This window comes from Pseudomonas pseudonitroreducens (genome assembly GCF_021603645.1).
In the GTDB taxonomy this organism is placed as follows: Bacteria; Pseudomonadota; Gammaproteobacteria; order Pseudomonadales; family Pseudomonadaceae; genus Pseudomonas; species Pseudomonas pseudonitroreducens.
In genome coordinates, this window is sequence record NZ_BQHJ01000008.1 from 203118 (window position 1) to 225723 (window position 22606).

At 60.4% G+C, this 22606-nt stretch carries 17 protein-coding genes; 10 read left to right on the plus strand and 7 right to left on the minus strand.

Going from position 1 to position 22606, the window contains the following annotated elements; translation table 11 throughout:
* Nucleotides 1-36: 36 nt before the first annotated feature.
* On the minus strand, nucleotides 37-3417 hold the full coding sequence (locus L6D89_RS20420; RefSeq protein WP_276574819.1) for a YadA-like family protein: 3381 nt from the start codon (nucleotides 3415-3417) through the stop codon (nucleotides 37-39).
* Nucleotides 3418-4180: 763 nt separating this feature from the next.
* Between L6D89_RS20420 and L6D89_RS20425 the strand changes: the two genes are divergently transcribed.
* Nucleotides 4181-5896 carry a response regulator gene (locus L6D89_RS20425; protein WP_236200976.1) on the plus strand — a complete coding sequence of 572 codons (1716 nt, stop codon included), beginning with the start codon at nucleotides 4181-4183 and terminating at the stop codon, nucleotides 5894-5896.
* Nucleotides 5897-6013: 117 nt separating this feature from the next.
* Here L6D89_RS20425 and L6D89_RS20430 read toward each other — a convergent pair whose 3' ends face one another.
* Nucleotides 6014-6340, minus strand: a complete 327-nt coding sequence (locus L6D89_RS20430; protein ID WP_236200977.1) for a DUF2834 domain-containing protein — start codon at nucleotides 6338-6340, stop codon at nucleotides 6014-6016.
* A gap of 107 nt (nucleotides 6341-6447) precedes the next feature.
* On the opposite strand from L6D89_RS20430, the gene L6D89_RS20435 reads away from it, so the two are divergent.
* The 3 genes from L6D89_RS20435 to L6D89_RS20445 all read left to right on the plus strand — a co-directional run bounded on the left by L6D89_RS20435 (nucleotide 6448) and on the right by L6D89_RS20445 (nucleotide 8838).
* Nucleotides 6448-7263 (plus strand): helix-turn-helix domain-containing protein, encoded by an 816-nt coding sequence (locus L6D89_RS20435; RefSeq protein WP_236200978.1) that lies wholly within the window; start codon nucleotides 6448-6450, stop codon nucleotides 7261-7263.
* A gap of 26 nt (nucleotides 7264-7289) precedes the next feature.
* Complete coding sequence (locus L6D89_RS20440; RefSeq protein ID WP_373874981.1) at nucleotides 7290-8390, plus strand: NAD(P)/FAD-dependent oxidoreductase; 1101 nt, start codon at nucleotides 7290-7292, stop codon at nucleotides 8388-8390.
* 160 nt (nucleotides 8391-8550) lie between these two features.
* A complete protein-coding gene (locus L6D89_RS20445) occupies nucleotides 8551-8838 on the plus strand; it encodes a hypothetical protein (RefSeq protein WP_236200979.1) in 288 nt (95 codons plus the stop codon).
* An 889-nt stretch (nucleotides 8839-9727) separates the two neighbouring features.
* Here the strand turns inward: L6D89_RS20445 and L6D89_RS20450 are convergent.
* Nucleotides 9728-10423 (minus strand): SDR family oxidoreductase, encoded by a 696-nt coding sequence (locus L6D89_RS20450; RefSeq protein ID WP_236200980.1) that lies wholly within the window; start codon nucleotides 10421-10423, stop codon nucleotides 9728-9730.
* Nucleotides 10424-10671: 248 nt separating this feature from the next.
* Here L6D89_RS20450 and L6D89_RS20455 point away from each other — a divergent pair, with 248 nt between their 5' ends.
* The 5 genes from L6D89_RS20455 (at nucleotide 10672) to L6D89_RS20475 (ending at nucleotide 15835) form a co-directional block, all read left to right on the plus strand.
* Nucleotides 10672-11079, plus strand: coding sequence for a Zn-ribbon domain-containing OB-fold protein (locus L6D89_RS20455; protein ID WP_236200981.1), 408 nt, complete (start codon nucleotides 10672-10674; stop codon nucleotides 11077-11079).
* Between the two features lie 10 nt (nucleotides 11080-11089).
* Nucleotides 11090-12196, plus strand: coding sequence for an acyl-CoA dehydrogenase family protein (locus tag L6D89_RS20460; RefSeq protein WP_236200982.1), 1107 nt, complete (start codon nucleotides 11090-11092; stop codon nucleotides 12194-12196).
* 6 nt (nucleotides 12197-12202) lie between these two features.
* The gene (locus L6D89_RS20465; RefSeq protein ID WP_236200983.1) at nucleotides 12203-13405 is read left to right on the plus strand and encodes an acyl-CoA dehydrogenase family protein; all 1203 of its coding nucleotides are present in this window, start codon (nucleotides 12203-12205) and stop codon (nucleotides 13403-13405) included.
* 76 nt (nucleotides 13406-13481) lie between these two features.
* Nucleotides 13482-14681, plus strand: coding sequence for an acyl-CoA dehydrogenase family protein (locus L6D89_RS20470; protein ID WP_236200984.1), 1200 nt, complete (start codon nucleotides 13482-13484; stop codon nucleotides 14679-14681).
* 5 nt (nucleotides 14682-14686) lie between these two features.
* Nucleotides 14687-15835: an acyl-CoA dehydrogenase family protein gene (locus tag L6D89_RS20475; protein WP_236200985.1), complete on the plus strand. Its 1149-nt coding sequence runs from the start codon at nucleotides 14687-14689 to the stop codon at nucleotides 15833-15835.
* Between the two features lie 94 nt (nucleotides 15836-15929).
* Here L6D89_RS20475 and L6D89_RS20480 read toward each other — a convergent pair whose 3' ends face one another.
* From L6D89_RS20480 to L6D89_RS20490, 3 genes are all read right to left on the minus strand, one after another.
* The gene (locus tag L6D89_RS20480) at nucleotides 15930-16664 is read right to left on the minus strand and encodes an alpha/beta fold hydrolase (protein WP_236200986.1); all 735 of its coding nucleotides are present in this window, start codon (nucleotides 16662-16664) and stop codon (nucleotides 15930-15932) included.
* 68 nt (nucleotides 16665-16732) lie between these two features.
* Nucleotides 16733-17917: an acetyl-CoA C-acyltransferase gene (locus tag L6D89_RS20485; RefSeq protein WP_236200987.1), complete on the minus strand. Its 1185-nt coding sequence runs from the start codon at nucleotides 17915-17917 to the stop codon at nucleotides 16733-16735.
* An 18-nt stretch (nucleotides 17918-17935) separates the two neighbouring features.
* A complete protein-coding gene (locus L6D89_RS20490) occupies nucleotides 17936-20275 on the minus strand; it encodes an acyl-CoA dehydrogenase family protein (protein WP_236200988.1) in 2340 nt (779 codons plus the stop codon).
* 130 nt (nucleotides 20276-20405) lie between these two features.
* Here L6D89_RS20490 and L6D89_RS20495 point away from each other — a divergent pair, with 130 nt between their 5' ends.
* Nucleotides 20406-21017 (plus strand): cysteine hydrolase family protein, encoded by a 612-nt coding sequence (locus L6D89_RS20495; RefSeq protein ID WP_236200989.1) that lies wholly within the window; start codon nucleotides 20406-20408, stop codon nucleotides 21015-21017.
* A gap of 37 nt (nucleotides 21018-21054) precedes the next feature.
* Here the strand turns inward: L6D89_RS20495 and L6D89_RS20500 are convergent, their stop codons facing one another.
* Nucleotides 21055-22596, minus strand: coding sequence for a class I adenylate-forming enzyme family protein (locus tag L6D89_RS20500; RefSeq protein WP_236200990.1), 1542 nt, complete (start codon nucleotides 22594-22596; stop codon nucleotides 21055-21057).
* Nucleotides 22597-22606 lie beyond the last annotated feature (10 nt).

Sequence of the window (22606 nt, forward strand, 5' to 3'; positions counted from 1 at the left end):
GAAGGCCCGGCCGAAGCCGGGCTCGGATGGAAAGACTCACCACTGGTAACCGACACCAACCGCTAGGCCGGTATCACCCTGGCTACTGGTTGTGCCCTCCAGCTTGGTGATCCATTTGCCGTTGTCGGAGATCTTCGATACGCCGACCGCCAGCGCCCCCTGGCCGCGATAATTGCCCACACCGACAGTGGCCATGCTGGCTCCCGGCGAGTAGGGCTGCGGCAGTGTCGCCATTGCCATGGCCCCGGCGATCCCGGCACTGAGCATGTCGTCCTGCTTCTTCAGATCATGACGCAGCGCGTTGTAGTGGGAGTCGGCGTAGTCGTAGTACTGGCTGGAGATGTCGCCGATGCTCTTCTGCAGCTGGCTGACGTTCACGGCGTCGGTCGGCGCGGTACCCGCCGCGACGTTGGTGATCTGCCGCTCGTTGCCCGCGCTGCCCACCGAAACGCTGTTGGCGCGGTCTGCCACCGAGTTTGCTCCCAGGGCCACTGAGTTGGAGCCCTGGGCATTGGAGCCGTTACCAAGGGCAGTGGCGTTGCTGCCACTGGCACGCGAGCGAGTGCCGATGGCTGCGCTGTTGTTGCCCGAGGCCTCGGCCCCCGCCCCACCGGCCACTGAGTCGACCCCTCGGGCGCGTGGCTTGGGCAGGTTGCTGCTGTTGTTCACCTGGAACATGCCATCGGTTCCGTTCTGCAGATGAGTGATGTCGGTAGCTGCTTGGTTGACCCGGTTGTCGACGTTGCTGATGGTGTCGCCCTGTGCGCGCAGCTGTGCGACGTTCACCGCGTCGGTGTCGGCTTCGCCGGCCTTGACGTTGGTGATCTGCCGCTCGTTGCCGACGCTGCCCACCGAAACGCTGTTGTCGCGATCAGCCAGCGAGCCGGCGCCCAGCGCCACGCTGTTGTCGGCCTGGGCGTCCGCGCCGGCGCCGATAGCTGCGCTGCGCTCGCCACTGGCCGAGGCGCCGTCGCCCATGGCCACCGACGAGGCGCCGCTGGCGCTGGCACCGTTACCGGTCGCCGTGGCGCCGCTGCCACTGGCGCTGGCATTACTGCCGATGGCGCTGGCGTTGGTGCCGCTGGCATTGGCGCCGTCGCCCATGGCGATGGACGAAGTTCCCGAGGCCTGGGCGGCCGGGCCAACCGCGACGGAGTCGGTGCCGCTGGCGACGGAGTCGGCCTTGGTCGAGGAGGCGTGGAAATACTTGGTGGCACCCAGGGTGATGTTGTTGATCTGATTGGTTACGTCGAACAGTTGCGCACCGTTGACTGCATCGGTGGAGGACGCAGAGATGTCACCCGCGGCGACATGGGTGATCTTGTTCGGGCCGCTGCCACCATGGTTGGCGCTGTAGGCACCCAGCCCGCCATTGGCGGTCGGGTCCCACTGCAGGGCATCCTGGGTCAACTGGTCGGTACGGCCGGCAAGGCCCTTGAGCTGCGAGACGTTGACTGCATCGGTGTCCGCTGCGCCAGCGGCGACGTTGGTCACGCGTCTCTCGGCACCGGCTGAGCCGACCGAAACTTCGCCGCTGGCCACGCCTGCAACGACGGCGCCATTGGGGGCATAGGCTGGTTGAGCCAGGTCTGAGGTGGTGGTGCTATTGGTACCCAGGGCAACACTGTTGTCCGCCGAAGCATTGGCATTGCGGCCCAGGGCGAGAGCGCTGTCCCCCGTCGCCGTCGCTTGATAGCCCACGGCGGTGGAACCCTGCCCTTGAGCATAGGCGTCCTCGACCGGCAGGCCGTTGTCGTTAGTGCGCACGTAGCGGATGCCTCGGCCGTTCTGCTGGACGTTGGCGACGCTGTCGTCACCGAAGACGTTGCTGACGCGATTATCGACGTTGGTAACGTTCTGGTTGGTCTCGTGGAGCTGGGAGCCGTTGATGGCGTCGGTGGAGGTGGGCGTGATGGCGCCGTCTGCCACGTTGGTCAGCACCTGCGCGGCGCCTGGGGCGGTGGCATCGCCGCCAGCGGCAATCAGCGACAGCTGATCCGTACCCGTGCGCTGCACCGGGCCGAGCGTGCCGTTGTCGATGTTGTTGCTGATGTTGGTGATGTTGGTGGTGTTCTGGTCGACCTGCTGGTTGGTGGCATTCAGCTGCGAACCGTTGATCGCATCGGTACTGTTGGCGGAGATGTCACCGGCTGCCACGTTGACGATTTTGTTCGGCCCATTGCCACCGTGGTTGGCACTGTAGGCGCCCACACTGGGGTCCCACATCAGCGCGTCGGTGGCCACCGCATTGAGCTGGCTGCCATTCACGGCATCGGTGCTATCCGCACTTACCAGCCCTGCGGCCACATTCTGAATGCGCCGTTCGCTGCCTACGCCGCCCACACTCACCACGCCGACCGGTTCACCGCCTGCGACGTTGGTGGTGGTTCCGTTGATGGTTTGGCTGTTGTAGATCGTCATGCCCGCACTCTGAGCCGTCAGGTCGGCATTCATGGCCGACTTGCTGCCCAGGGCGACTGAGTTGCTGATGGTCTGGGATATCTGGTTGCCCAGGGCAAACACATCACTCTGGTTTGCATCCGTGAGCTGGCTGAAGTTGCCAATCGCATAGCTGTTGCGCGAATTGACCAGATTCTCGAACCCAAGGGCGCCCGCCGTGACGCCGTTGACGACGCTGAAGTAACCAACGCTGGTGGAGTTCTCGCCGTAGGCCTTGGCAAAGCTTCCGACTGCGGTACTCAGGTCGCCGTTGGCCTCGGACGTGAAGCCCAATGCACTGCCGTTGTAGCCATTCGCACGAGCGTTCTGGCCCACCGCAGTACCGTAGTCACCGCCGGCGGTGGCACTCATCCCTAGCGCGGTCCCACTGCGGCCCGGAGCCTGCGCCATATATCCCAGCGCCGTGCTGCCGATGTTTGTCGCGCTTGCGCCCTGTCCGACGGCGGTGCTGTAGATCACCGTCGCCTGCGCTCCCATGCCCACGGTCGTGGTGTAGTCGCCAGTCGCTTGCGCACCGTTGCCGATGGCTGTGCTCTGTATGCCGCTCGCCGACGCACCGGCGCCAGCGGCCATCGAGTTTTCACCTGTGGCGCCGTCGTTGGCATAGTTGCTGCCAGCCCCGGTCGCACTGCTGTTTATGCTGTAGTAGTGCAGGTCCGGGCCTGGGTTCGGTGTCGCGAGTACCGCGACCGAACCGGCGCTTTCGACACCTTTGTTTTCCTCAACTGTTGCCGCAGCAACTGCCTTGGTATCCGTCCCTGTGGCTTCGCCGATCTCTCTGGCAATAACCACCCCAGCAGGAATTGCCAACAGCGCCAAGGCGACTGCAACTCCGCTGGTGCCGGTATGCACGGCACGCTTCCCGCTCGATTGCCTGCCTTTGGCCCGGGCAAACTCGCACACTGCTACCCACGCGTTATGCGCGGTGCTCCATATCAACCGATAGACCTTGTTCATGGGAATCTCCTCCCAGGGAGGCTCTCCCTGGGCTCAGGAAGGGAAATCAAAGGGCAAGCCGCAACATGGCGCGCACGGGCCGACTCAGCGGCGGGTGCTGCATGGCCGTCTGCCGCGATTGCGGGATAGCGCGCCGGGAGAGGTACGGGATGCTGGTGCGGTCTTGGTGGGCGTACTCGAAATAGCCGCCAGCAAAGACTCCGGCCTCATCTCGCGGGGTGTGCCTGGCGGTCAGGGAGGACCGGCTTAGGCGGGGCTTGACTGGGGAGAACATGGCTGCAACTCCAGACAGGTTTTAAGTTGCAGTCATGCTAGGAATGAAAGGCGCAGAGAAAACTCAGAGTCGTCCGGGGCTGCTTGTAGGAGTCGTTCTAGAGGTGTAAGGCCGCCTGAAGTGACGATGGGGCCTAACGCATGAGGGGGATTTCGCGGCGCTCGCCATCACGCTGGTGGAGGGCCGGCCCTTTCCGCGTTACACAGGGCATTGGCAAGTCAGGTGCGCTGGCGAAGCAGTGTGGTGCGGACGAGCCACGCAGCTCCAGGCGCGTCAGCCACCTGGGATGGGGCGGCCGGGCAGGGAGGTGGCGTATGACAAAGCGTCAGCTCGTCGATGCAGATTGCGGCGCAGCGCCTTTGAGGGATTGGCAGTCTCGGCAAAAATGTTTCCCGCTGCTGTAGGAGTATTTCGTTGTCCCTGTAGGAGTCATACCCATGGGCGCCACTGATCTACGCTAAAGGCGGGATTGCAGGATAGGGAACAGCTATGAGCACGGTTCTGCTCGTCGAGAACCAGCCCATTACCCGCCAGGGATTGCGCGAGCGGGTAACGGCATCAGGTCACCAGGTGGTCGGTGAGGCAGACAATGGCCAGGACGCGCTGCGGATGTGCCGTGAGCTGCAGCCGGAAGTTGTCATCCTTGAACTGGCGATCCCGCGCCTGGGTGGCCTTGACGTGTTACGTCGATTAAGAGCGAGTGCGCCGGAAATCCGCTTGCTGGTGTTCAGTCATCAGGAAAGCGAGATCTACGCCAGTCGCTCTCAACAGGAAGGTGCCGACGCATTTGTCAGCAAGTTCGACCCGGTTGTCGAACTGGAAAAGGCTATCGCCGCGATCGTCCATGGGCGCACCTATTTCCCTCGTCAGACCTCGAATCCTCAGACCGCAACAAGCCTGGCGAAAGAGTTGAAGGATGAGCTGCGTGGCTTATCCGCCCGAGAACTGACGGTACTGCAGATGCTCTGCCAGGGGCTGAGTAACAAGGATATATCTGATCATCTGAAGCTTAGCTACAAGACCGTCAGCACCTACAAAGGGCGGCTTCACCAGAAACTTGGCGTAAGTAGCGATTTCCAACTGATCAAAGTGGCGCGAGTTCATGGGCTGGAGGGTGTCGTTGACCCCTCTACAAGTGGCGGTGGCTTTTTGGAAGAGCAGCACGAGGATCTGGAGCTGCTGCGTGCAATGCTCGACTCAACCCCTACCTCAATGTTCGTCCGCGATCTCGAAGGCCGCCTGCTTCTATGCAATCAGGCCTTCCTCAAACGGACTCAAAGCAGTTTCGAAGAGCTTCGCGGAACGCGGATCGAGGAGGCTCTGTGGATTCCGCAGGAACTTCGCGAACAGACCGCCAATCGTTTTTACGAGGCGGTCCAGCAGCAGGAACCGTTCATCTTCGAAATAGCCCTGGAGCAGCAAGATGTATCAGGCACGTACTACGTCTGGGGCCTCCCGCATCGCACCAAGTCGGGCGAGATGATTGCCATGGTTGGTGGCGTCAGACCGCTCAATGAGCGCGACAGCATGCTGGCTGAACTGCGCCATGAAAGCCTTGTAGCGCAATTCAGGAGCCAGCAGAAGAATAGTATTCTGCAATTGATCAAGGAGGACCTGGACGAACAACTTCAGAGCCTGCACGACCACAGCGATATGATTGTTCCGTCTGCGGCCTCGCGTGAGCTGGAGTCCTGTATCGCTCAGCTTGGGATTATGTCGTCTCGAATCGAAGAGTTGCTGGCTCTGGAATATGAAGATGCCACCAGGCAACGCGAAGCCCGCAAGCTCGGGCCGCTCACATCCAGCCTCCTGGTTCCTATTCGACAGCGGCTTGCCGCAGCAGGTTACTCATTGGAGTTGGACCTGGGCTTGAGCAATCTGAAAACTGCCTGGATCAGTGTCGCCCAGTACAAGTACCTGCTGGAAAGCCTGTTTGATCATGTTCAGCTTCAGCCGCCAACTCACTTGTCGCTGCGTGTCGAGATTCGCCCTCATCTCAAGGGGTACTTGCGTATGTCCCTGGAGCTTTCGCCTTGGCCGCCGTTCATCCCTATCGATGCCAAGAGAACTTTCAAATGGAGCCAAGCGCGGGTGCAGCGAGCTTTGGGTGCATTGAGCGCTTACTCGGTTGAATCCGAACCTAACGATGAGATACCGGTGGCGCTGCAGATTTACATCGATGTTCCACTGGCTCTGGAAAGCTGAGGAGTGGTTGCACGTCACTAATGTAGATCTGAGAACCCCACTAAGAATGAATGGCCAAGTGAGTTCAGTCACCCGCAACTAACTGCCTTCTGACGTCCACTATGGGTTGTGGGACCTTCACTGCTTGATAAACCCTCCACCTTTACGCTTGCTGCCTTTGACCACGATGTACAGCAGCGGGCCCAGCGAAACAAACACCAGCGTCAACAGTAGATAGGGCAGCACGCTGGAAGAAGAGTCGCCTCGCGACCGGGCGTCTTTTACCATCCATACAGCGGCAAGCCCCGCCATCAGGTAGAGGTCAATTACGACCTGGGCTGTGTCCGGTCGTGATATCAGCTCAAGCCCGAAGGCAACCAGGGATTGATCGGCGATCGACATCGTCCACCCGGTATACAGTGCAAACGACACCAGCAACGCCAGTGCGGTGAAACGCGCTCCCATCATCCTCTCCTGGGTAGGGTCTCTCGGCACAGTAGTGATAGGGTTGCCCGCTCTCAATGACCTGAGAGGTCATGGACACTGCGCACAAGGATGGTCAGAGTCAACGCATGATCCAGCCCACTTTCCACCGCCTGAATCCCGCGCCGGGCACATCGGCAGGCCAACATTTACGCCACTTGCGCAGGCAGGCAGGCGTCAGCCAGCTTGATTTGTCGCACCTCGCCGGCGTTTCGCAGCGCCATCTCAGTTGCGTGGAGACTGGACGCGCGAAGGCCAGTCCAAGCACCCTGCACGCCATCCTCTCTGCCCTAGGCGCACCGCTGGATCACTGCAATGCGGTCTTCCTCGCGGCCGGTTACGCTCCGCGTTACAGCGCCATCCCCCTCGAAGCCCCAGCCCTGGAGATGGTGCACGGCGCCATCGAGCACATCCTGCAGGCGAACAACCCGGCTCCTGCGATCGTCATCGACAGCAATTGGGATGTCACCGCAGCCAATGTCAGTGCAGGTTTACTCTTTGCTATTGCGGGAGTGGCAGGAGAGACGATCTCCGGCTTCAACCTGCTTGAAACATTGCTCTGCCCCGGCGGCCTGGGGGATCACTTGGCCAATGCGCAGGAAATCCGCGCGGTAGCCTGGCGACGAGCCGCCACTGAAGCCGCCAGCAGCCCGAAACTCAGCCGGTTCCTGAAGGAGCTTCCCGCGCCGGCTGCCATACTGCCGGAAGTCGAGCCCACACCCCTGCTGTTGACCCGGGTAAACACCCGGGATGGTGAGCTGAGATTCCTTTCCACCTTTACCACCTTCGGGATGCCGCAGGACATCACCGTGGAGTCGCTGCGAATCGAGCACCTGATTCCCGCCGATACCCTGACCTGGCAAAGAATGAGTGCAGCGTTCGAGCAGTGCCAAGGGAAATCTTGAGCGTCTGGCCTCAAGAAATTCCCCAGCTGCCGTACCATCAACATGTCGACAGAATGGAAGTTGATATGGTGAAACGAGTCGTTGTCATTGGTGCAGGCATCGTGGGTGCATCACTGGCCTTTAACCTGGCTCGCAGAGGCGCGAATGTCACCGTGGTCGAGGCGGAAGGTATAGCGTCGGGAGTGACCAGCAGTTCATTCGCATGGATAAATACCTCACACACCGAACCTGACCCCATTGCGCAATTGCGCGGTGCAGCAATCGAGGCGTACCGCCAACTCGAGACGCAGCTTCCTGGCTTGGAAGTACGGTGGACGGGCGCCTTGTCTTACAGCGGAATGCCGAGTGGAGCTGAGCCGGCCTCGGGTAACTCGACTTCGGTAAACAGGGTGTCTCGATCACAGATTTGCGAGCTTGAACCCAATCTCAAGAACCCTCCTGAATCTGCTTTCTATGCGGCAGCCGAAGGGGCGCTGGACGCAGTGGCAGCTACGTACGCATTGATTGAGGGTGCCAAGGCCCATGGGGCGAAAATTCTCACCCAGACGCCTGCTCTTGGTTTTGTTATCCGGCGTGAAAAGGTGGCCGGAGTCAAAACAACATTGGGCATCCTTGAGGCAGATGTTGTCGTGGTGGCAGCCGGGACTGGTATCTCGAAGCTGACAGATAGGCTTGAAGTGCCCCTTCCCATAGATTCCTCGCCTGCCATCTTCATCCGTTACAAGGCACAACCCAACCTCGTGCGCACTCTCATCTCCAGCTCGGAAATGGAAGTGAGGCAAACCGCTTATGGCGCGTTGGTGGCGGCAGAAGACTACCTGGACGACACCGCGGAAAATCAGCCAGAAGCGATAGCACTCCGAACTGCCAAAGCTATCCAGAATGAGCTCCATGGGGCTGTTTCCGTAGAGCCGGAATTGGCTTGCGTCGGACTCAGGCCCATGCCGGCCGATGGCATTCCCATCATCGGTCATCTACCGAAAATGGACGGCATCTATGTTTGTGCGATGCACCCTGGAATTACATTGGCGGCGATAGTGGGACGTCTTGCCAGCGAAGAAATCATCGACGGGAAGGCGTCCAGTGCTCTTTGCCCATGCCGGCCAGACCGATTCTTCCAAACATAGCAAGTCGTATTGTGAGTAGCATCTTCTGCGGAATAGACCGGTGGTGGTTTTTCGATGCTGAGCTATGTTGAGAAAGGCTCTGGTCGTTGTGAACGCCGCAACCGTGGAAGACCAGCCAAAACAATCGCTTAACTTTCATTTTTGCCTTCGGACAGCAGCCATGGAAGAGATCGATCTTGAAACAATGGAACTCGCGACCCTCGCGTTCCTTGAGTTGACCCCCTCGCTCCGCGAACAAATCAAACTATTAATTCCTGCATCAATGCCTCGTGAGGAAGCCGGTGCGCTTTTTCGTCATAAGGCTTGGTCGGAGCTATCCCATGCGGCCACGCGAGCAGGTATTCGGCCTATGGAGTACGCAAAGCAGGTGATTGAGCTGTACCGCGCCGATCTTGCGCAGAATAGGCGACGACCACCCCCAGCGGAACTATTGAAGCTGCTCGGCTAGACAGCTTCGAAACAGGAGTCCCGTAGCGGCCGTTGTGCGCCTGCAACTGGCCGCCACGATTCGGCCTACTGACGTCCGCTATGGGTCGGTAGTTGCCCATCAGAAGCTCACACACCAGGTGAGTCACCACGTTCTCATTAGCCGGAATTGAAGGATTGGTCGCTCGCTGCGACTAGCTACTCTGCAGGTACCACTAGGGATGGGGGTTAAGATGGAGACGTCACCAGCTTTGGTCACTGTATGCAGTGCAGGGAAATGGTTCCCGACATACATGTGCGTGCAAAGCGCCCCAAGTGGCTATCTGCTTTCTATCGAGATCAGCACGTCTGGCAACTGGCAATTGAAAGTCCCGCACCAATGTGCGTTACAGGTGGCTAGCTTCCTGTGCGAAGCGCGCGCCGGTAGCACCGTTCGGTGGAAACCCGGTAGGTTTTCTTGGGCCTACCTGTCGTGCAGCAGTCCCGACAAAGAAGGCCGTGTGAGGCTTTCACCCACTGGGCTAACCCCACTGAGCATTCGAAAAACCTTTGCCTGGATTGAACAATCCAAACTCCAGGAATTCGGCCGCACTTGGGTATCTCGCCTGATTTGAAGATACGCCTCAGGGGTTTCTGCCCTGGAGCGAATGCTCAGGCCGATAACGGCATTTACGAACGACCGCTATGGGTCGGTAGCTGCCCACGTCGCAGGCAGAAATCGGCCAGAAGCCGACTTTTATTACTGGAGCTATTAACTTGGCAACTATCGGCCGGGAGCGTTCGCTTCAGAGAACCCATCGGTCATCTGCGCTTGATCAATTGATAGAGTGCAAGTCCAGCGGTGACAAGAAACTGGAGCAAGTGATGGCTGCATCCAGCCATCACGTTACTTAGTCGCCAATACCTCGTGACTAGGACAGGCCAACCACTGGAATCACTGCACCATGAATTGCACTTGCCTGCTCGGAGGCGAGGAAGCGCATCACGTCGGCTAACTGCTTCGGTGCGACCCACTTCGACGGGTCAGCGTCAGGCATCGCACCGCGATTGGCCGGGGTGTCGATGATGCTCGGTGCAACCGCGTTAACGTTGATTCCTTGCTCACGCAGCTCGAGAGCCATTGATTCGGTGATGCGCGCTACCGCACTTTTCGAGGCGCAGTAGGCTCCCATACTCGCCTTTCCGCTTACGGCCGAAGCTGCAGCCACGTTAATCACCTTACCCTGCCCAACTTTCTGCATACCCGGCACCACAGCGCGGCATGCGTTCAGTAGGGTGTTCACATTCATGTCCAGCATGCGATGCCAGGTGGTGGCATCTGCATCGTGAACATCTGTCCCCATGGCAAAACCACCAGCGATGTTGCACAGCACCGCAGCTGGCCCCTGGGCATCCAGTGCCTCAGCGAAAGCCGCCTGGCAGGCCTTCTCGTCGGTCAGATCAGCGACTAGGAAATGCCTATCACCCACCGCGCTAGCGTAGGCGTCATGTAGTAGCTGTTCGTTGTAGTCAACCAGCAGCACCGGGCTGCCTTGATCGATGAAAGCCTGCGCCACGGCGCGCCCGAGGGCGCCGGCAGCACCTGTTACCACCACAAGTCCGGACATTCAGGAACCTCCTGCAGCCTTATATAAGTGATCAATAGTCATCTACCTGCTCACTAACAGAAGAGCGAAATCACGCCAACCAACTGCTCATCTTCAGAATCCACAGGTAGTGAAAGCAGCACTTGCTTCGTCTCGAACTATACATTAAAAATAACATTGTGTTAGTTTTAATCTCGAACACGCTCCCATGGCAGGCCAAGGGAGGACTGGCGCATGATGCTGGTGATTCCTTTACCTGGAGATTTCCGATGAGCGAGACACCGATGCGCCCTCTTCCCGAGCTTAACGACTTGAACCGTGCCTTCTGGACTGGCGGCGCGCGGGGGGAACTGCTGATCCAGCGCTGCGTGGATTGCCGGCACTGGTTACACCCTGCCGGCATCGTCTGCGCTCAGTGCATGAGCCGCAACCTAGGCACCGAAGCTGTAAGCGGGCTCGGCACCATTGAGGCGCTGACGGTTAATCACCAGCCTTGGACGCCAGGGCAAGCGGTGCCCTACGCCATCGCCATAGTCAGCCTCGATGAGCAGGACGGCCTGCAGCTAACCACCAATATCGTAGGTTGCGATCCCTTGCAGGCTCATATCGGCCAGCGGGTAAGAGTGGTGTTCGAGCACCAGGACGATGTGTACCTCCCTTTCTTCACCCCTAGCTGAGAGAGCCAGCATGCAAGCCGAGAACGCCGAAGAGCTCGCCACGATCCGTGACCAGGCGCGACGCTTCCTGGATGACCAGGCCACCCCGGAGCACCTGAAAATGCTGCTCGAGCGGCCAGGAAATTTCGACCACGACCTCTGGCGAGGCACCGTGGAACAGGGTTGGGCCGGCGTCGCTGTACCGCCGGAGGCCGACGGCCTGGGGCTCGGACAACGCGGTCTGGGCCTGCTATGCGAAGAACTCGGCCGCTCCACTGCCTCTATTCCCTTGATCGCCAACAGCCTTGCGGTTCGAGCACTGTTGCAAGCCGACTCAAAGCTCCACGCAGCCTGCATCCAGGCACTCGCCAGTGGCGATGGCATTGCCTGCCTGGCACTCGCCGACCCGGACGATAGTGGTCTCAGCGCCAGTACCTCGGCGCGTGTCCGGAATGGTCGCCTCAGTGGTAACAAGGCGCTGACTGCCTTTGCCAATATCGCGGAGTGCGCGCTGGTACAAGCTCTCGACGAACAAGGGCCGGGTTTGTATCTCGTCTACCTGGACCAGGTTGACGTGAAACGTCGCCCAGTCGAGGGATTTGATAATGCTCGGGCCAGTGCCACCCTCAGCTTCGATGAAGTACCCGCTGTTCGTCTGGGCGGCCAGGAAGCCCTGGCGGATATCACTGCTCTGGCGGCCCTCGCCACAGCCTTCGAGCAGCTCGGGGGCGCCCAGGCATGCCTGGACCTCGCGTGCAGCTATGCCCTCGAGCGCAAGGCATTCGGCCAGGCAATCGGTGGCTTCCAAGGTATCAAGCACAAGCTGGCAGAAATGTACTGCCAGCTGGAGATCGCTCGCGGCTGTACGAACGACGCACTAGACGCCTGGGAAGAGAACTTGCCGTCTCGGCAGGCACTGGTCGCCACCGCGCGTCTGGGCGCAACTCGTGCTTACGACTACGCCGCTCAGGAATGCCTGCATGTGCACGGCGGCATGGGCGTCACCTGGGAGGCAATGCCCCATCACTTTTACCGTCGTTCGCGCAGTCTGGCCCTGGAACTCGGCAGCCTCAGCTACTGGCGCGAACGACTGCTATGCGAACTCGGATTCGAATCCGCAACCGGGCTGGCTGGGTGAATCATCATGAATGACGATCTGAAACTCTATCGCGAACGTGCCCGAGCATGGCTGGCAGAACACGCCCCGCGATACTCCGGTAGCGCCCGGCAAGGCCTGGACTTTGCCGACGACCTGGCGTTGGCCAGAGCCTGGCAGGCGCACAAGGTGGAGCATGGCTATGCCTGCATCACCCTGCCGCAGGAGTATGGCGGTGCCGGCGGCAGCGAGCTGGAAAAGGTCATCTTCTGCGAAGAGGAGATGCGTTACGACGTGCCGCTGGTGTACTTCAGCATCAGCCTGAACAATCCGCTGCCAATCTTCCTGCGTTATGCGCCGGAGCACTGGAAACGCAAACTCGGCCCGGCGACGGTGCGAGGTGAGTTGATCTGGTGCCAACTGTTCTCCGAACCTTCGGCGGGTTCGGATCTCGCCTCACTGCGACTCAAGGCGGTCCCTACCGAGGGCGGCTGGCTGCTCAGCGGCCAAAAAGTCTGGACCAGCTGGGCACAGATCGCTGACTGGGGCGTGGTGGTGGCGCGTACAGATCCGACTCTGCCCAAACATGCGGGCCTGACCTACTTCTTCCTCGACATGAAATCGCCCGGAGTGACGGTGCAGCCGATTCGCCGACTGGGCGAGGAAAAAGACCTCAATGAAGTGTTCTTTGACGAGGTGTTCGTACCCGACGAGCAGCGTCTAGGTGAAGTAAACGGCGGCTTCAAAGTCGCAGTTGAGACACTGATGATCGAGCGCTATGCCGTCACCGACGAATCAGGCTACGCACCGACCCTGGAAAGCTTCATCGAGCTCGCCGGACGCGCCCGTCTGAATGGACGCAGCGCGCTGGAGGACGGCGAGGTTCGTGCGCGGATCGCTCAGGTCTTCGTCGAACGGCAAGGTCTACGCGCCATTCATCGGCGTGCTCTAGATGCCTTCGCCAAAGGCCAGGCCCCCGGACCAGAAGGGGCAATCCGCAAACTACTGCTGGGACGCACTCGGCAATCGCTGGCCGCGCTGGCCATGAACCTGCTCGGTGCAGATGGCGCGCAGCTTAAGCCACATGGACATGCAACTAACGATTTTGCCAGGGCCTGGCTCGATCCGAGTTTGCGCATCGCCGGGGGTACTGACGAACTGTTGCTCAACACTCTGGCCGAGCGAGTGCTCGGTCTCCCGCAGGATCACCGTCCGGACAAGGGCATCCCCTTCAACGCTGCCCCAAAGTAGGGGCGGTTCATCAGCTCCAGCAATTCACAACGCTAACAAGGGCGGGCAAAACCGCTCGTACTGACAGGATTCGCCCATGCATTTCACCCTCGATCAGGAAGACGAGAACTTCCGCCAGGAGGTCCGCGCGTTCCTCGCGAGCAACCTTCCGGCAGATCTTGCCGAGCGCAATCGCCGCGGCTACCACCCATTGCGCGAGGATATCCGCCAATGGACCAAGATCCTGCATCGCCAGGGCTGGTCAGGGGGCAACTGGCCAAAGCACTGGGGGGGGACCGGCTGGTCGCCTGTACGCCAGTTCATCTTCGATGAGGAGTGTTTCCTGGCCGGAGCACCGCCAGTAGATACCGCTGGTTTCAAGATGATCGGACCGGTCATCATGACCTTTGGTAGCGACGCTATGAAGGAGGAATACGGCCCACGGATTCTCAGTGGCGATGTCTACTGGGGCCAAGGCTTTTCCGAGCCAAACGCCGGTTCCGATCTAGGATCGTTGAGTACCCGTGCGGAGCGAGTGGGTGACGAGTACGTGATCAACGGTCGGAAGATCTGGACGTCGTTCGTGGAAACCGCGGAGATGATTTTCCTGCTCGCCAAGACGGACCCGGAAGCTCGCCAGCGTGGCATCTCGATGATCCTCGTCGACCGCAAGGCGCCCGGAGTGACCATCCGCCCGATCTATGACATTGGCGAGAGCCACAGCCTCAACGAAGTGTTCTTCGACGATGTCCGGGTGCCGGTGAGCAACTTGGTCGGCGAAGAAGGCAAAGGATGGAGCTACGCCAAATTCCTGTTGGAGAACGAGCGCGCCTTCAGTGCCGAATGGCCGCGCAACAACGCCAACTTGGCGCGCCTGCGCAAGTTCCTCAACCTAGTGCAAGCCGATGGCCGTCGGCTGATTGAACTGCCCGGCTTCGCCTCACGGTTGGCACAGCTGGAAACCGACCTGCTTGCGCTGCGCTGGCTGTCTCTTCGGGCTCTCTACGAAAAGGCGGGGGGTCAGACTCGCCTGCCCGTGGGCTCACTGTTGAAAATTCGCGGCTCGGAGTTGCTGCAAAAGATCGGCGAACTGCAGGTAGAGGCGCTCGGTTGCTACGCCGGCTACGTTTATCCGGACCCGCTGGGCGATACCCAGGCAGAGGCCAGCTGGGGCCCAGGGCCGGACTACGCCCCCGGCGTCATGGCTGACTACTTCTATCGTCGCGCCACCACTATCTATGGCGGCGCCAATGAAGTGCAACGCACCATTATCGCCCGATCTTTTCTGGAGCTCTGATCATCATGGATTTCCAACTCAACGAAGAGCAGAACATGCTCAAGGACAGCGTCCGCCGCTTCATGCAGGACAACTGTGCCTTCGACAAGCGTTCTGACGTGGTGGAAAAAGGCTCCTTCAATGGTGGTCACTGGCAACAGATGGCGGAACTGGGACTTCTAGGCTTGGCAGTACCTGAAGAGTTTGGCGGGATGAACTGTTCTGCGCTGGAAACCGCCCTGATCATGGAGGAAATCGGCCGGTCACTCTGTGTAGAGCCCTATTGGGCCGTTGCCGTCCTTGCCGCCCGTACGCTGCAGGCCAGCAATGACGCCAAGGCATTCCCTTTGCTGCAAGCATTCTGCCTGGGCGAATTGCTGCCAGTCCTCGCTCATGAGGAAGCGGCTGCACGCGGCAATCCAGCCTTCGTTCAAACCACCGCCACTGACATGGGGGACGGTCGGTGGCGCCTTGATGGCGAGAAGGTCGCGGTGGTCGCTGGAAATGTCGCGGAACTGCTGATTGTTTCCGCCCGTACAGCCGGGCACGACGCTGATGAGTTCGGTATCAGCCTCTTCCTGGTGGATCCCAAAGCCAGCGGTGTCGAGCGGCGTGACCTGCGCCTGATCGACAACCGTTGGGCGAGCCACCTGAAGCTACGCGGCGTCGAACTGGGCCCCAAGAACCTGCTGGGTCGAGCCGGACACGGCCTGGAGGCCCTGCGTCAGGGGCAGGAGCACGCATTGGTCGCTCTCTGCGCTGAGGCTGTTGGGGTGATGGAGCAGGCACTGTGGATTACCCGCGACTACTTGAAGATTCGCAAGCAGTTCGGCCAACCACTCAGTGACTTCCAGAGCCTGCAGCACCGTATGAGCGAAATGCTGATCGAACTGGAGCTTTCCCGGGGGATGCTGCACTACGCGCTATCGGCGCTCGACCTGGATGCACCGGCACGAAATCGCGCTTTGGCGGCCGCCAAGGCACATATCGGCAAGAGCGGCCATTTCGTTTGCGGCCAGGCAATCCAATTGCACGGTGGCATCGGCGTAACCGAGGAATACGTTATCGGTCACTACTTCAAGCGAATGACCATGATCAATCAGACGCTGGGGACCAGCCTGTACCACTTCGAACAGCTTGCCGCGGGCGAGCGGCAATACCGAGCCACAGCTTGAGAGTCGGCAAAATGTGGTAGCCGCTGGCGCAGCCCAAGGACGGGCTAGCGCCTTTTTTATCAGGCTTCCCCTGCTCCCTGTGTCATGCGTCGGCTCAGGCCAGGGTGCGCAACACGCTTGCCAAGAGCTCAGGATGGGAAACGAAGGGTTCATGGGGCGTATCTATCTCAACTACTTTTGAGCATTCCAGACGCTGAGCAAAACGACGTTGCCACTCCGGCGGCAGGATGTCGTCGCGCATTGTCAGGATGTAAGTGGCGTAAACACCCAACTGCGCATAGCCTTGGCGCGACACTGGCTCAAATTGGGCAGCAGGCGGGGTACGATCCTGGCTAACCTCAGTCAGCAGCCAAGCGAGTTGTTGCGGATTCAAGTCACGGCCAAAAAATGCCACAGCCAAGGCATCTGGCTGAGTGTTTTGCATATCCACCGGCCAACCGACCTCATTGGGATCCTCGCCCTGCCGTGAGGTACCGAGCATTTGCATGATGGTTTGTCCCTCTTCTGGAGCAGATGTCGCCAGGTGAACCAGTCGTGCAAACAAGGCCGGGTCCTCGAGGACCATCATGGGCAGTAGCACTCCAGCAATGGAATGTCCCAGTAGCACACCGTCCTTGACCTTGGCTGCCCGCAATTCATCGTTGAGCTCACGCGTGATCTCCGCAAGGCTAACGCCATCGGGATTGCGCTCACGCTTGCCACCACAGCCGGGCATATCCAGAGCAATCACGCGATCAAAAGGATTGCCCTCCGCTGCAAACACTTTCAGCAGTGGTTCCCAGCACCAGGAACCGTGCTGCCCCCCGTGCAATAAGATCAAATCCGCCATTGCAGCAATCCTCATCGCAAAAAAAGACACCCGACCATAGGGCCGGGTGCTGGTTGCAAATGCAGCTGTCAATAAACTTCAAACAGGCCAGCAGCACCCATGCCACCGCCCACGCACATGCTCACCACTACGTAACGCGCACCGCGCCGGCGTCCCTCGAGCAACGCGCTTCCGACCAAACGCGAGCCGGTCATACCGAAGGGGTGCCCCAGGGCAATACCACCACCGTTGACGTTGAAGCGTTCGGGATCGATGCCCAGGCGATCGCGGCAGTATAAAGTCTGGCAGGCGAAGGCCTCGTTCAGCTCCCACAAATCGATATCAGCCACAGTCAGACCATGTTTTTTGAGTAGCTGCGGGATGGCCGTTACAGGACCGATCCCCATCTCCTCTGGCGCACAGCCTGTCACCATGAAACCGCGGTACGCCCCTAACGGCTGGAGTCCACGCTGCTCAGCGAGGCGCGCCTCCATCAACAGGCAGGCCGAAGCACCATCCGACAATTGACTGGCGTTGCCGGCAGTAACGCTGCCACCTTCAACTACAGGTTTCAGGTTGGCGAGTCCCGCGGCGTTGGTATCCGGTCGCAGACACTCGTCCTCTGTAAAGATGAACTCGTTGAAACTGACTTCCTTGGTCTGCTTGTCCACCAGCTTTTGCCGGACCAGCAGCGGCACGATTTCGTCATTGAACTTGCCAGCAGCCTGGGCTGCTGCGGCGCGCTGGTGCGCGAGCAGAGCGTACTCGTCCTGGGCCTCGCGACTGATACCGTATTTCTTCGCCACAAACTCGGCAGTCTCGATCATCGGCATATAAGCGTGCGGCACCAAGTCTGAGAGGGCATCGTCTTTCTCCCGAATGGCCGACTCCAGATAGCTCGGGGTCAACGCGCTGACGTTTTCCGAGCCACCGCCGATAACGATATCCATTTGATCGACCATTACCTGCTTGGCAGCAATGGCGATCGCCATCAGCCCGGAGGCGCACTGGCGATCGACTGTCGAGCCGCCGACCTCCACCCCCAGCCCTGCACGCAGCGCAGCGGCACGTGCCAGGTTGCGCCCGGCAGTACCGGCCGGCATGGCCGCACCAATGATCACGTCCTCGACCTCACCCGGCTCTATGCCCTTGCGCAATGCAGCCTGCAACAGAACGTGCGCAGTCATGCTGGGAGACTTGATGTTGTTCAGTGCACCGCGATGAGCCTTGCCGATGGGGGTACGCGCAGTGGAAACGATGACAGCTTCTCTCATAGGGAACTCCAGGCGGCCTCAGGCGCGCGCAGCGATAGGGAGGTTAAGGACGGCCTTGGCCAGGATGTCGCGCTGGATTTCGTTGGCGCCGGCGTAGATAGTTACCGGCCGCGCCATCATCAAAGGCCAGTGCAGGTCGGTGTGCAGATCGCCTAGCTGGATATCGCCGACCACACCGCCATGCTCGACGCATACCGCCACGTTGAACTCGGTGATGCGCTGCAGCAGCTCGGAGACATAGACTTTCAGCACCGAGGCCTCGGCGCCTGGCTGCGCACCTTGGTGGGCAATATCGTCGCAAACGCGAGCGTAGAGCAGACGGTAATCGTGCAGGTCTGCCTGCAACTCGGCGAGACGATCCAGCACCCCACGATCCGCATCAAGCCGGCGCTCCTCGACCAGGCGCTCGGCCAGGTCCAGCGCCGTACCCGCCATCGCCGAACTGCCCAGCCAGATTCGCTCGTGTCCGAGCAACGCCTTGGCCACACTCCAGCCCTGGTGCAGCTCACCCACCAGGTTCTGCGCGGGTACGCGGACATTGTCGAAGAACACTTCGCAGAACTCGTTCTCACCCGCGATGTTAGCGATCGGGCGGATGCTGACCCCCGGTGCCTTCAGGTCAATCAGCAGGAAGCTGATACCTTGCTGCTTTTTCTCGAACTTGCCGGTGCGTACCAGCGTGAAGATATGCGTGCAGTCGGTTGCGTGAGTGCTCCAGATTTTCTGGCCGTTGACCACGAACTCATCGCCATCGCGCAACGCCTGAGTACGCAAGCTAGCCAGGTCAGAACCGGCGCCCGGCTCGGAGTACCCCTGGCACCAGACATCCTCGCAACGCAGGATGCGTGGCAGGTAATAAGCACGCTGCGCGTCACTGCCCCACTTCATCAGCGTTGGGCCGAGCTGAGTCTCGCCGTTATCGATGATCCGCCCCACCCCGGCGCGTTCCATTTCCTCCTGGTAGATCATCTGCTTGGCAAACGAGATACCCATGCCGCCGTACTCCCGCGGCCAGGCAGGAGCTCGCCAGCCGTGGTCGTCGAGCAGGCGCAGCCAACCTGTCAGATCGTCACCGCGCAGCCGGAGGAACGGCCGCCGGTCGTTCTGGCGCAGATGATCGGGGTAATGCTTGTCGAGCCAGCCGCGCAGGCGCAAGCGGAAGTCTTCGTCGCTCCACTCCCGAGGATCGTCGGAGCTGCTGAAGACGACGCTGTGCTGCGTGTCCTCATCCAGCGCTTCGCGACGTAATTGCGGATAGTGGCTGGCAAAACGGCGCCGATGTGCCGCCACCGACCCCAGCCAGGCGGCACCGAAGATCGCTGCACGTAGGTAAAGGCCGATATCTACCTCTTCGGCAAACCCCATGGCACCGTGCAACTGCACAGCCTGACGCCCGGTATTCACTGCAACGGCGCCACAGCGCGCCTTAGCAGCGCTGACAGCGGCCAGAGTTTGCGCGGACTGCGGATCGTCCTCATAGAGCCGCAAAGCATTCCGCCAGGAGGCATTGGCCAGCAATCCGTCGATGTGCAGGTCCACGCAGCGATGCTGTACGGTCTGGAAAGAGCCGATTGGCCGCTCGAACTGCACGCGTTGACTGACATAGGCGATGGTCTGGCGCAGGCAGCCGGCCGCCTGTCCTGATAGTTCTGCCGAAAGTGCAATTCGCCCTGCAGTCAGAGCCTGCTCGGCAGCTCGCTCCGCAGCCTCACCACGCAAAAGAGGCGAGGCAAATAGCAGTGGGGTCTGATCAAAATGCACATGCGCCTGTGTAGCCACCCCCGCTGCGAAATGCTCGAAGCGGATACCTGGCGCGTTGGCGGCCACGGCCACCACCACTGGTTCACCGTCCAATTGGGCGTATACCAACAAAACCGAGTCAGCCTCGCAGGCACTGACGAACATTTTGTCGCCACTAAGGCGCCCCTGTTCGACCCGGCAGGCGCTCTGGCCGACATCCAACTGCCCGGCTTTTTCCTGCCAAGCAAAACTCAACAAGCGCTCGCCGGACTGCAGCCACTGAGCCAGTTGCTCCCGCTCATTGGCCGCCTCCGGCCCACTAGCGCCCAGCAGTACCGACGGTATGACGCAGCAGGCGACAAAGGGCTCCGCGAGAATGCGCTCTCCCATCACTTCACTAAGCGCACAAGCCTCAGGCAATCCCAGACCGGTACCTCCCAGCTCTTCGGCTAACATCACGGCAGTCCAGCCGAGTTCGGCCATCCCGCGCCACAGAGCCCTCTCCACCGGCCGAACCCGACCAATCCAGCCGCGAAGCCTGGCCGGATCGTGGGAACCGGCCAGAAAGTCGTTCGCGGAGTCCACGAGCAGCTCGACAACTCCTGCTTCATTGTTCATATGCCAGCTATCCATCGGTTAATAACTGATAAACTATCAGCTATAATGCCCGGACACTGCAACTTGTCAATCACTGACAAGGCAGCGTGCAAGGCTTTCGAATTCCCCATCGATTGGAGAGAGAAGCTTCATGCTCAGAGGATTTGATAAGGGGCAGCGCGCAGCGCTGCTGATCAGCGAATGCCAAATGGCGGTGCTAGACCCGTCTCTGGCATTGTTTCAGGGGCTTGCCGAACAGGTTGCCAAACGAGGCATCGTCTCCCGCATCGCTCGCCTGGCACAGGCTTTTCGGGATGCAAAACTGCCTGTCATTCATTTACACGTCGCTCACCGCCCCGGTTACATCGACCTACCGAGAACCAGTGCCATCATCGCCGGCTCGACCAAACAGAACCGGATGATTGCTGGCAGCCGGGATGTCGAGGCAGTCGCGAATTTGCAACCACAGGAGGGTGACATCCTCCATTCGCGTAGCTTTAGTCTGGTTGCATTCCACGGTACCGATTTGGACGCGATCCTGCGCAACATGGGAGTACAAACAGTGGTCCCGGTTGGTGTGTCAACCAACGTGGCGATCTCCGGGATGTCCCTGTGTGCCTCCGATCTGGGCTACCAGGTGGTAGTCCCCGAAGACTGCATCGCCGGCGCCACGGCGGAAAGCCACGAGTTCATCGTCGCCAATTTGCTGCCGTTGTACAGCACGCTGAGCGACAGTGACTCGGTGATTCAGGCGATACGCTAAGGGAGCACCACTGCCGCGGCCCTGGCCACGGCAGTGGTCAGTGCTTGAAGCGCTCTCGCAGGACGCTCTTGAGAACTTTGTTAAGGCTCTCGCTGCGCGGCAGGCGTTCGACCACCTCCAATTGCTCGGGAATCTTCTGGCGCATCACCCGAGCCTGCTCGAAGTAAGCCACCATTTCCGCAAACTGCAACGGTGCCAGCCCTTCCTTCGCCTCAATCACGGCGCAGACGCGCTCGCCACGCTCGCTATCGGGCAGGCCAATGACCGCGACGGCAGCTACCTTGGGGTGGGCATAGAGCAGGTCTTCGATTTCCTTCGCCGAAATATTCTCGCCCTTACGAATGATCACGTCCTTGAGGCGACCGGTCAGCGTCACCCGGCCATCGTCGCGCAACAGGCCCAGGTCGCCGGTGCGGAAGAAGCCGTCGGAGTCGAACGCCTCGCTGTCCAGCTGAGTATCGGTATATCCCTTGAATACCCCCTCCCCACGCACCCGCACCTCGCCCGTTTCACCAGGTGCGGCCAGTTGACCATCCAGGCGCACAATGCGCAGTTCAATCCCAGCGACTGGCAATCCTTCGGAACAGGCAAGCGCCTCGTCGGGATGATCAGGAGATCCCGCGCAGATCAGTGGCACTTCGGTCATTCCGTAGTTATGAGTCAGAGCGCAGCGGATCGCCCTTTTCACCTGGTAGTACAACGCTGCCGGTTTCGCCGCCCCACCTCCGCACAGCAGGCGCAGACTGGGAATCAACGGTTGCTCCGGCTGGCGCAGCTGCTCGGCGAGCAGAGCCTCATAGTGTGCTGTGCTACCGCCAGTGGTGGTCACACGGTGGCGGCGGAAGATTTCCGCCGCCTGTTCCGCCTGAAACCGCTCGAGCAACACCGCTGACATCCCGCTGGCTAGCAGCATGGCGGTGTACATGGCACCGCCGATGTGGGCATAGGGAAACGCCAGCGTACCGATATCGGTCGAAGTGACCCGCATCGCCCGTGCGAGGTTCAGCCCGCCGAGCAAAAGCGTGCGATCGGTATGGCGCGCGCCTTTGGGCTCCGAGGTTGTTCCGGAGGTGTAATAGACCCAGCGCACCGCATCGCCGTCCACCGGCGCCCGCGGCAGACTCGAAGGTGCGCCCTGCGGAAGATCACCCGCCAAGACGATCCGCTGCGGCGGCCGCGCCAGGCCAGCACAAAGACCTTCGGCCATAGCCGGGTAGTCACGCTCGCCAGCCCCAGGAATCAGGTAGAAATCCGAGCCGTTGCGCGCCAGCAGCGCCGCCACTTCACGTTCGCCGTATAAAGAGATAATCGGATTCTGCACCGCTCCCAGTCGGGCGAGCGCCAGGGCGGTCATCACTGCAGTCAGTCCGGTCGGTAGTTGCCAGGTGACGATGCTGCCGGGAACAATGCCGCGCCCGAGCAGGCCAGCAGCCAGGCGTTCGGAGATTTCCCGAGCCTGGCGGAAGGTCATGCGCAGGCCACGTTGGCCGTCGATGAGCATAGGGGCCTCGGGGGTCAAGGCTGCGCGAACCTCGAGCAAGCCCCACAACGTCGTCGCTTCGAGCAATTGAGCGCTCATTGTCGTCCTC

What these genes read in the sequence shown, in the direction of transcription:
- L6D89_RS20490 (WP_236200988.1), bottom strand. Translation starts at nt 20,275, where the DNA reads ATGAACAATGAAGCAGGAGTTGTCGAGCTGCTCGTGGACTCCGCGAAC.
- L6D89_RS20470 (WP_236200984.1), top strand. Translation starts at nt 13,482, where the DNA reads ATGCATTTCACCCTCGATCAGGAAGACGAGAACTTCCGCCAGGAGGTC.
- L6D89_RS20475 (WP_236200985.1), top strand. Translation starts at nt 14,687, where the DNA reads ATGGATTTCCAACTCAACGAAGAGCAGAACATGCTCAAGGACAGCGTC.
- L6D89_RS20485 (WP_236200987.1), bottom strand. Translation starts at nt 17,917, where the DNA reads ATGAGAGAAGCTGTCATCGTTTCCACTGCGCGTACCCCCATCGGCAAG.
- L6D89_RS20450 (WP_236200980.1), bottom strand. Translation starts at nt 10,423, where the DNA reads ATGTCCGGACTTGTGGTGGTAACAGGTGCTGCCGGCGCCCTCGGGCGC.
- L6D89_RS20435 (WP_236200978.1), top strand. Translation starts at nt 6,448, where the DNA reads ATGATCCAGCCCACTTTCCACCGCCTGAATCCCGCGCCGGGCACATCG.
- L6D89_RS20425 (WP_236200976.1), top strand. Translation starts at nt 4,181, where the DNA reads ATGAGCACGGTTCTGCTCGTCGAGAACCAGCCCATTACCCGCCAGGGA.
- L6D89_RS20495 (WP_236200989.1), top strand. Translation starts at nt 20,406, where the DNA reads ATGCTCAGAGGATTTGATAAGGGGCAGCGCGCAGCGCTGCTGATCAGC.
- L6D89_RS20420 (WP_276574819.1), bottom strand. Translation starts at nt 3,417, where the DNA reads ATGAACAAGGTCTATCGGTTGATATGGAGCACCGCGCATAACGCGTGG.
- L6D89_RS20445 (WP_236200979.1), top strand. Translation starts at nt 8,551, where the DNA reads ATGGAAGAGATCGATCTTGAAACAATGGAACTCGCGACCCTCGCGTTC.
- L6D89_RS20480 (WP_236200986.1), bottom strand. Translation starts at nt 16,664, where the DNA reads ATGGCGGATTTGATCTTATTGCACGGGGGGCAGCACGGTTCCTGGTGC.
- L6D89_RS20430 (WP_236200977.1), bottom strand. Translation starts at nt 6,340, where the DNA reads ATGGGAGCGCGTTTCACCGCACTGGCGTTGCTGGTGTCGTTTGCACTG.
- L6D89_RS20500 (WP_236200990.1), bottom strand. Translation starts at nt 22,596, where the DNA reads ATGAGCGCTCAATTGCTCGAAGCGACGACGTTGTGGGGCTTGCTCGAG.
- L6D89_RS20465 (WP_236200983.1), top strand. Translation starts at nt 12,203, where the DNA reads ATGAATGACGATCTGAAACTCTATCGCGAACGTGCCCGAGCATGGCTG.
- L6D89_RS20455 (WP_236200981.1), top strand. Translation starts at nt 10,672, where the DNA reads ATGAGCGAGACACCGATGCGCCCTCTTCCCGAGCTTAACGACTTGAAC.
- L6D89_RS20460 (WP_236200982.1), top strand. Translation starts at nt 11,090, where the DNA reads ATGCAAGCCGAGAACGCCGAAGAGCTCGCCACGATCCGTGACCAGGCG.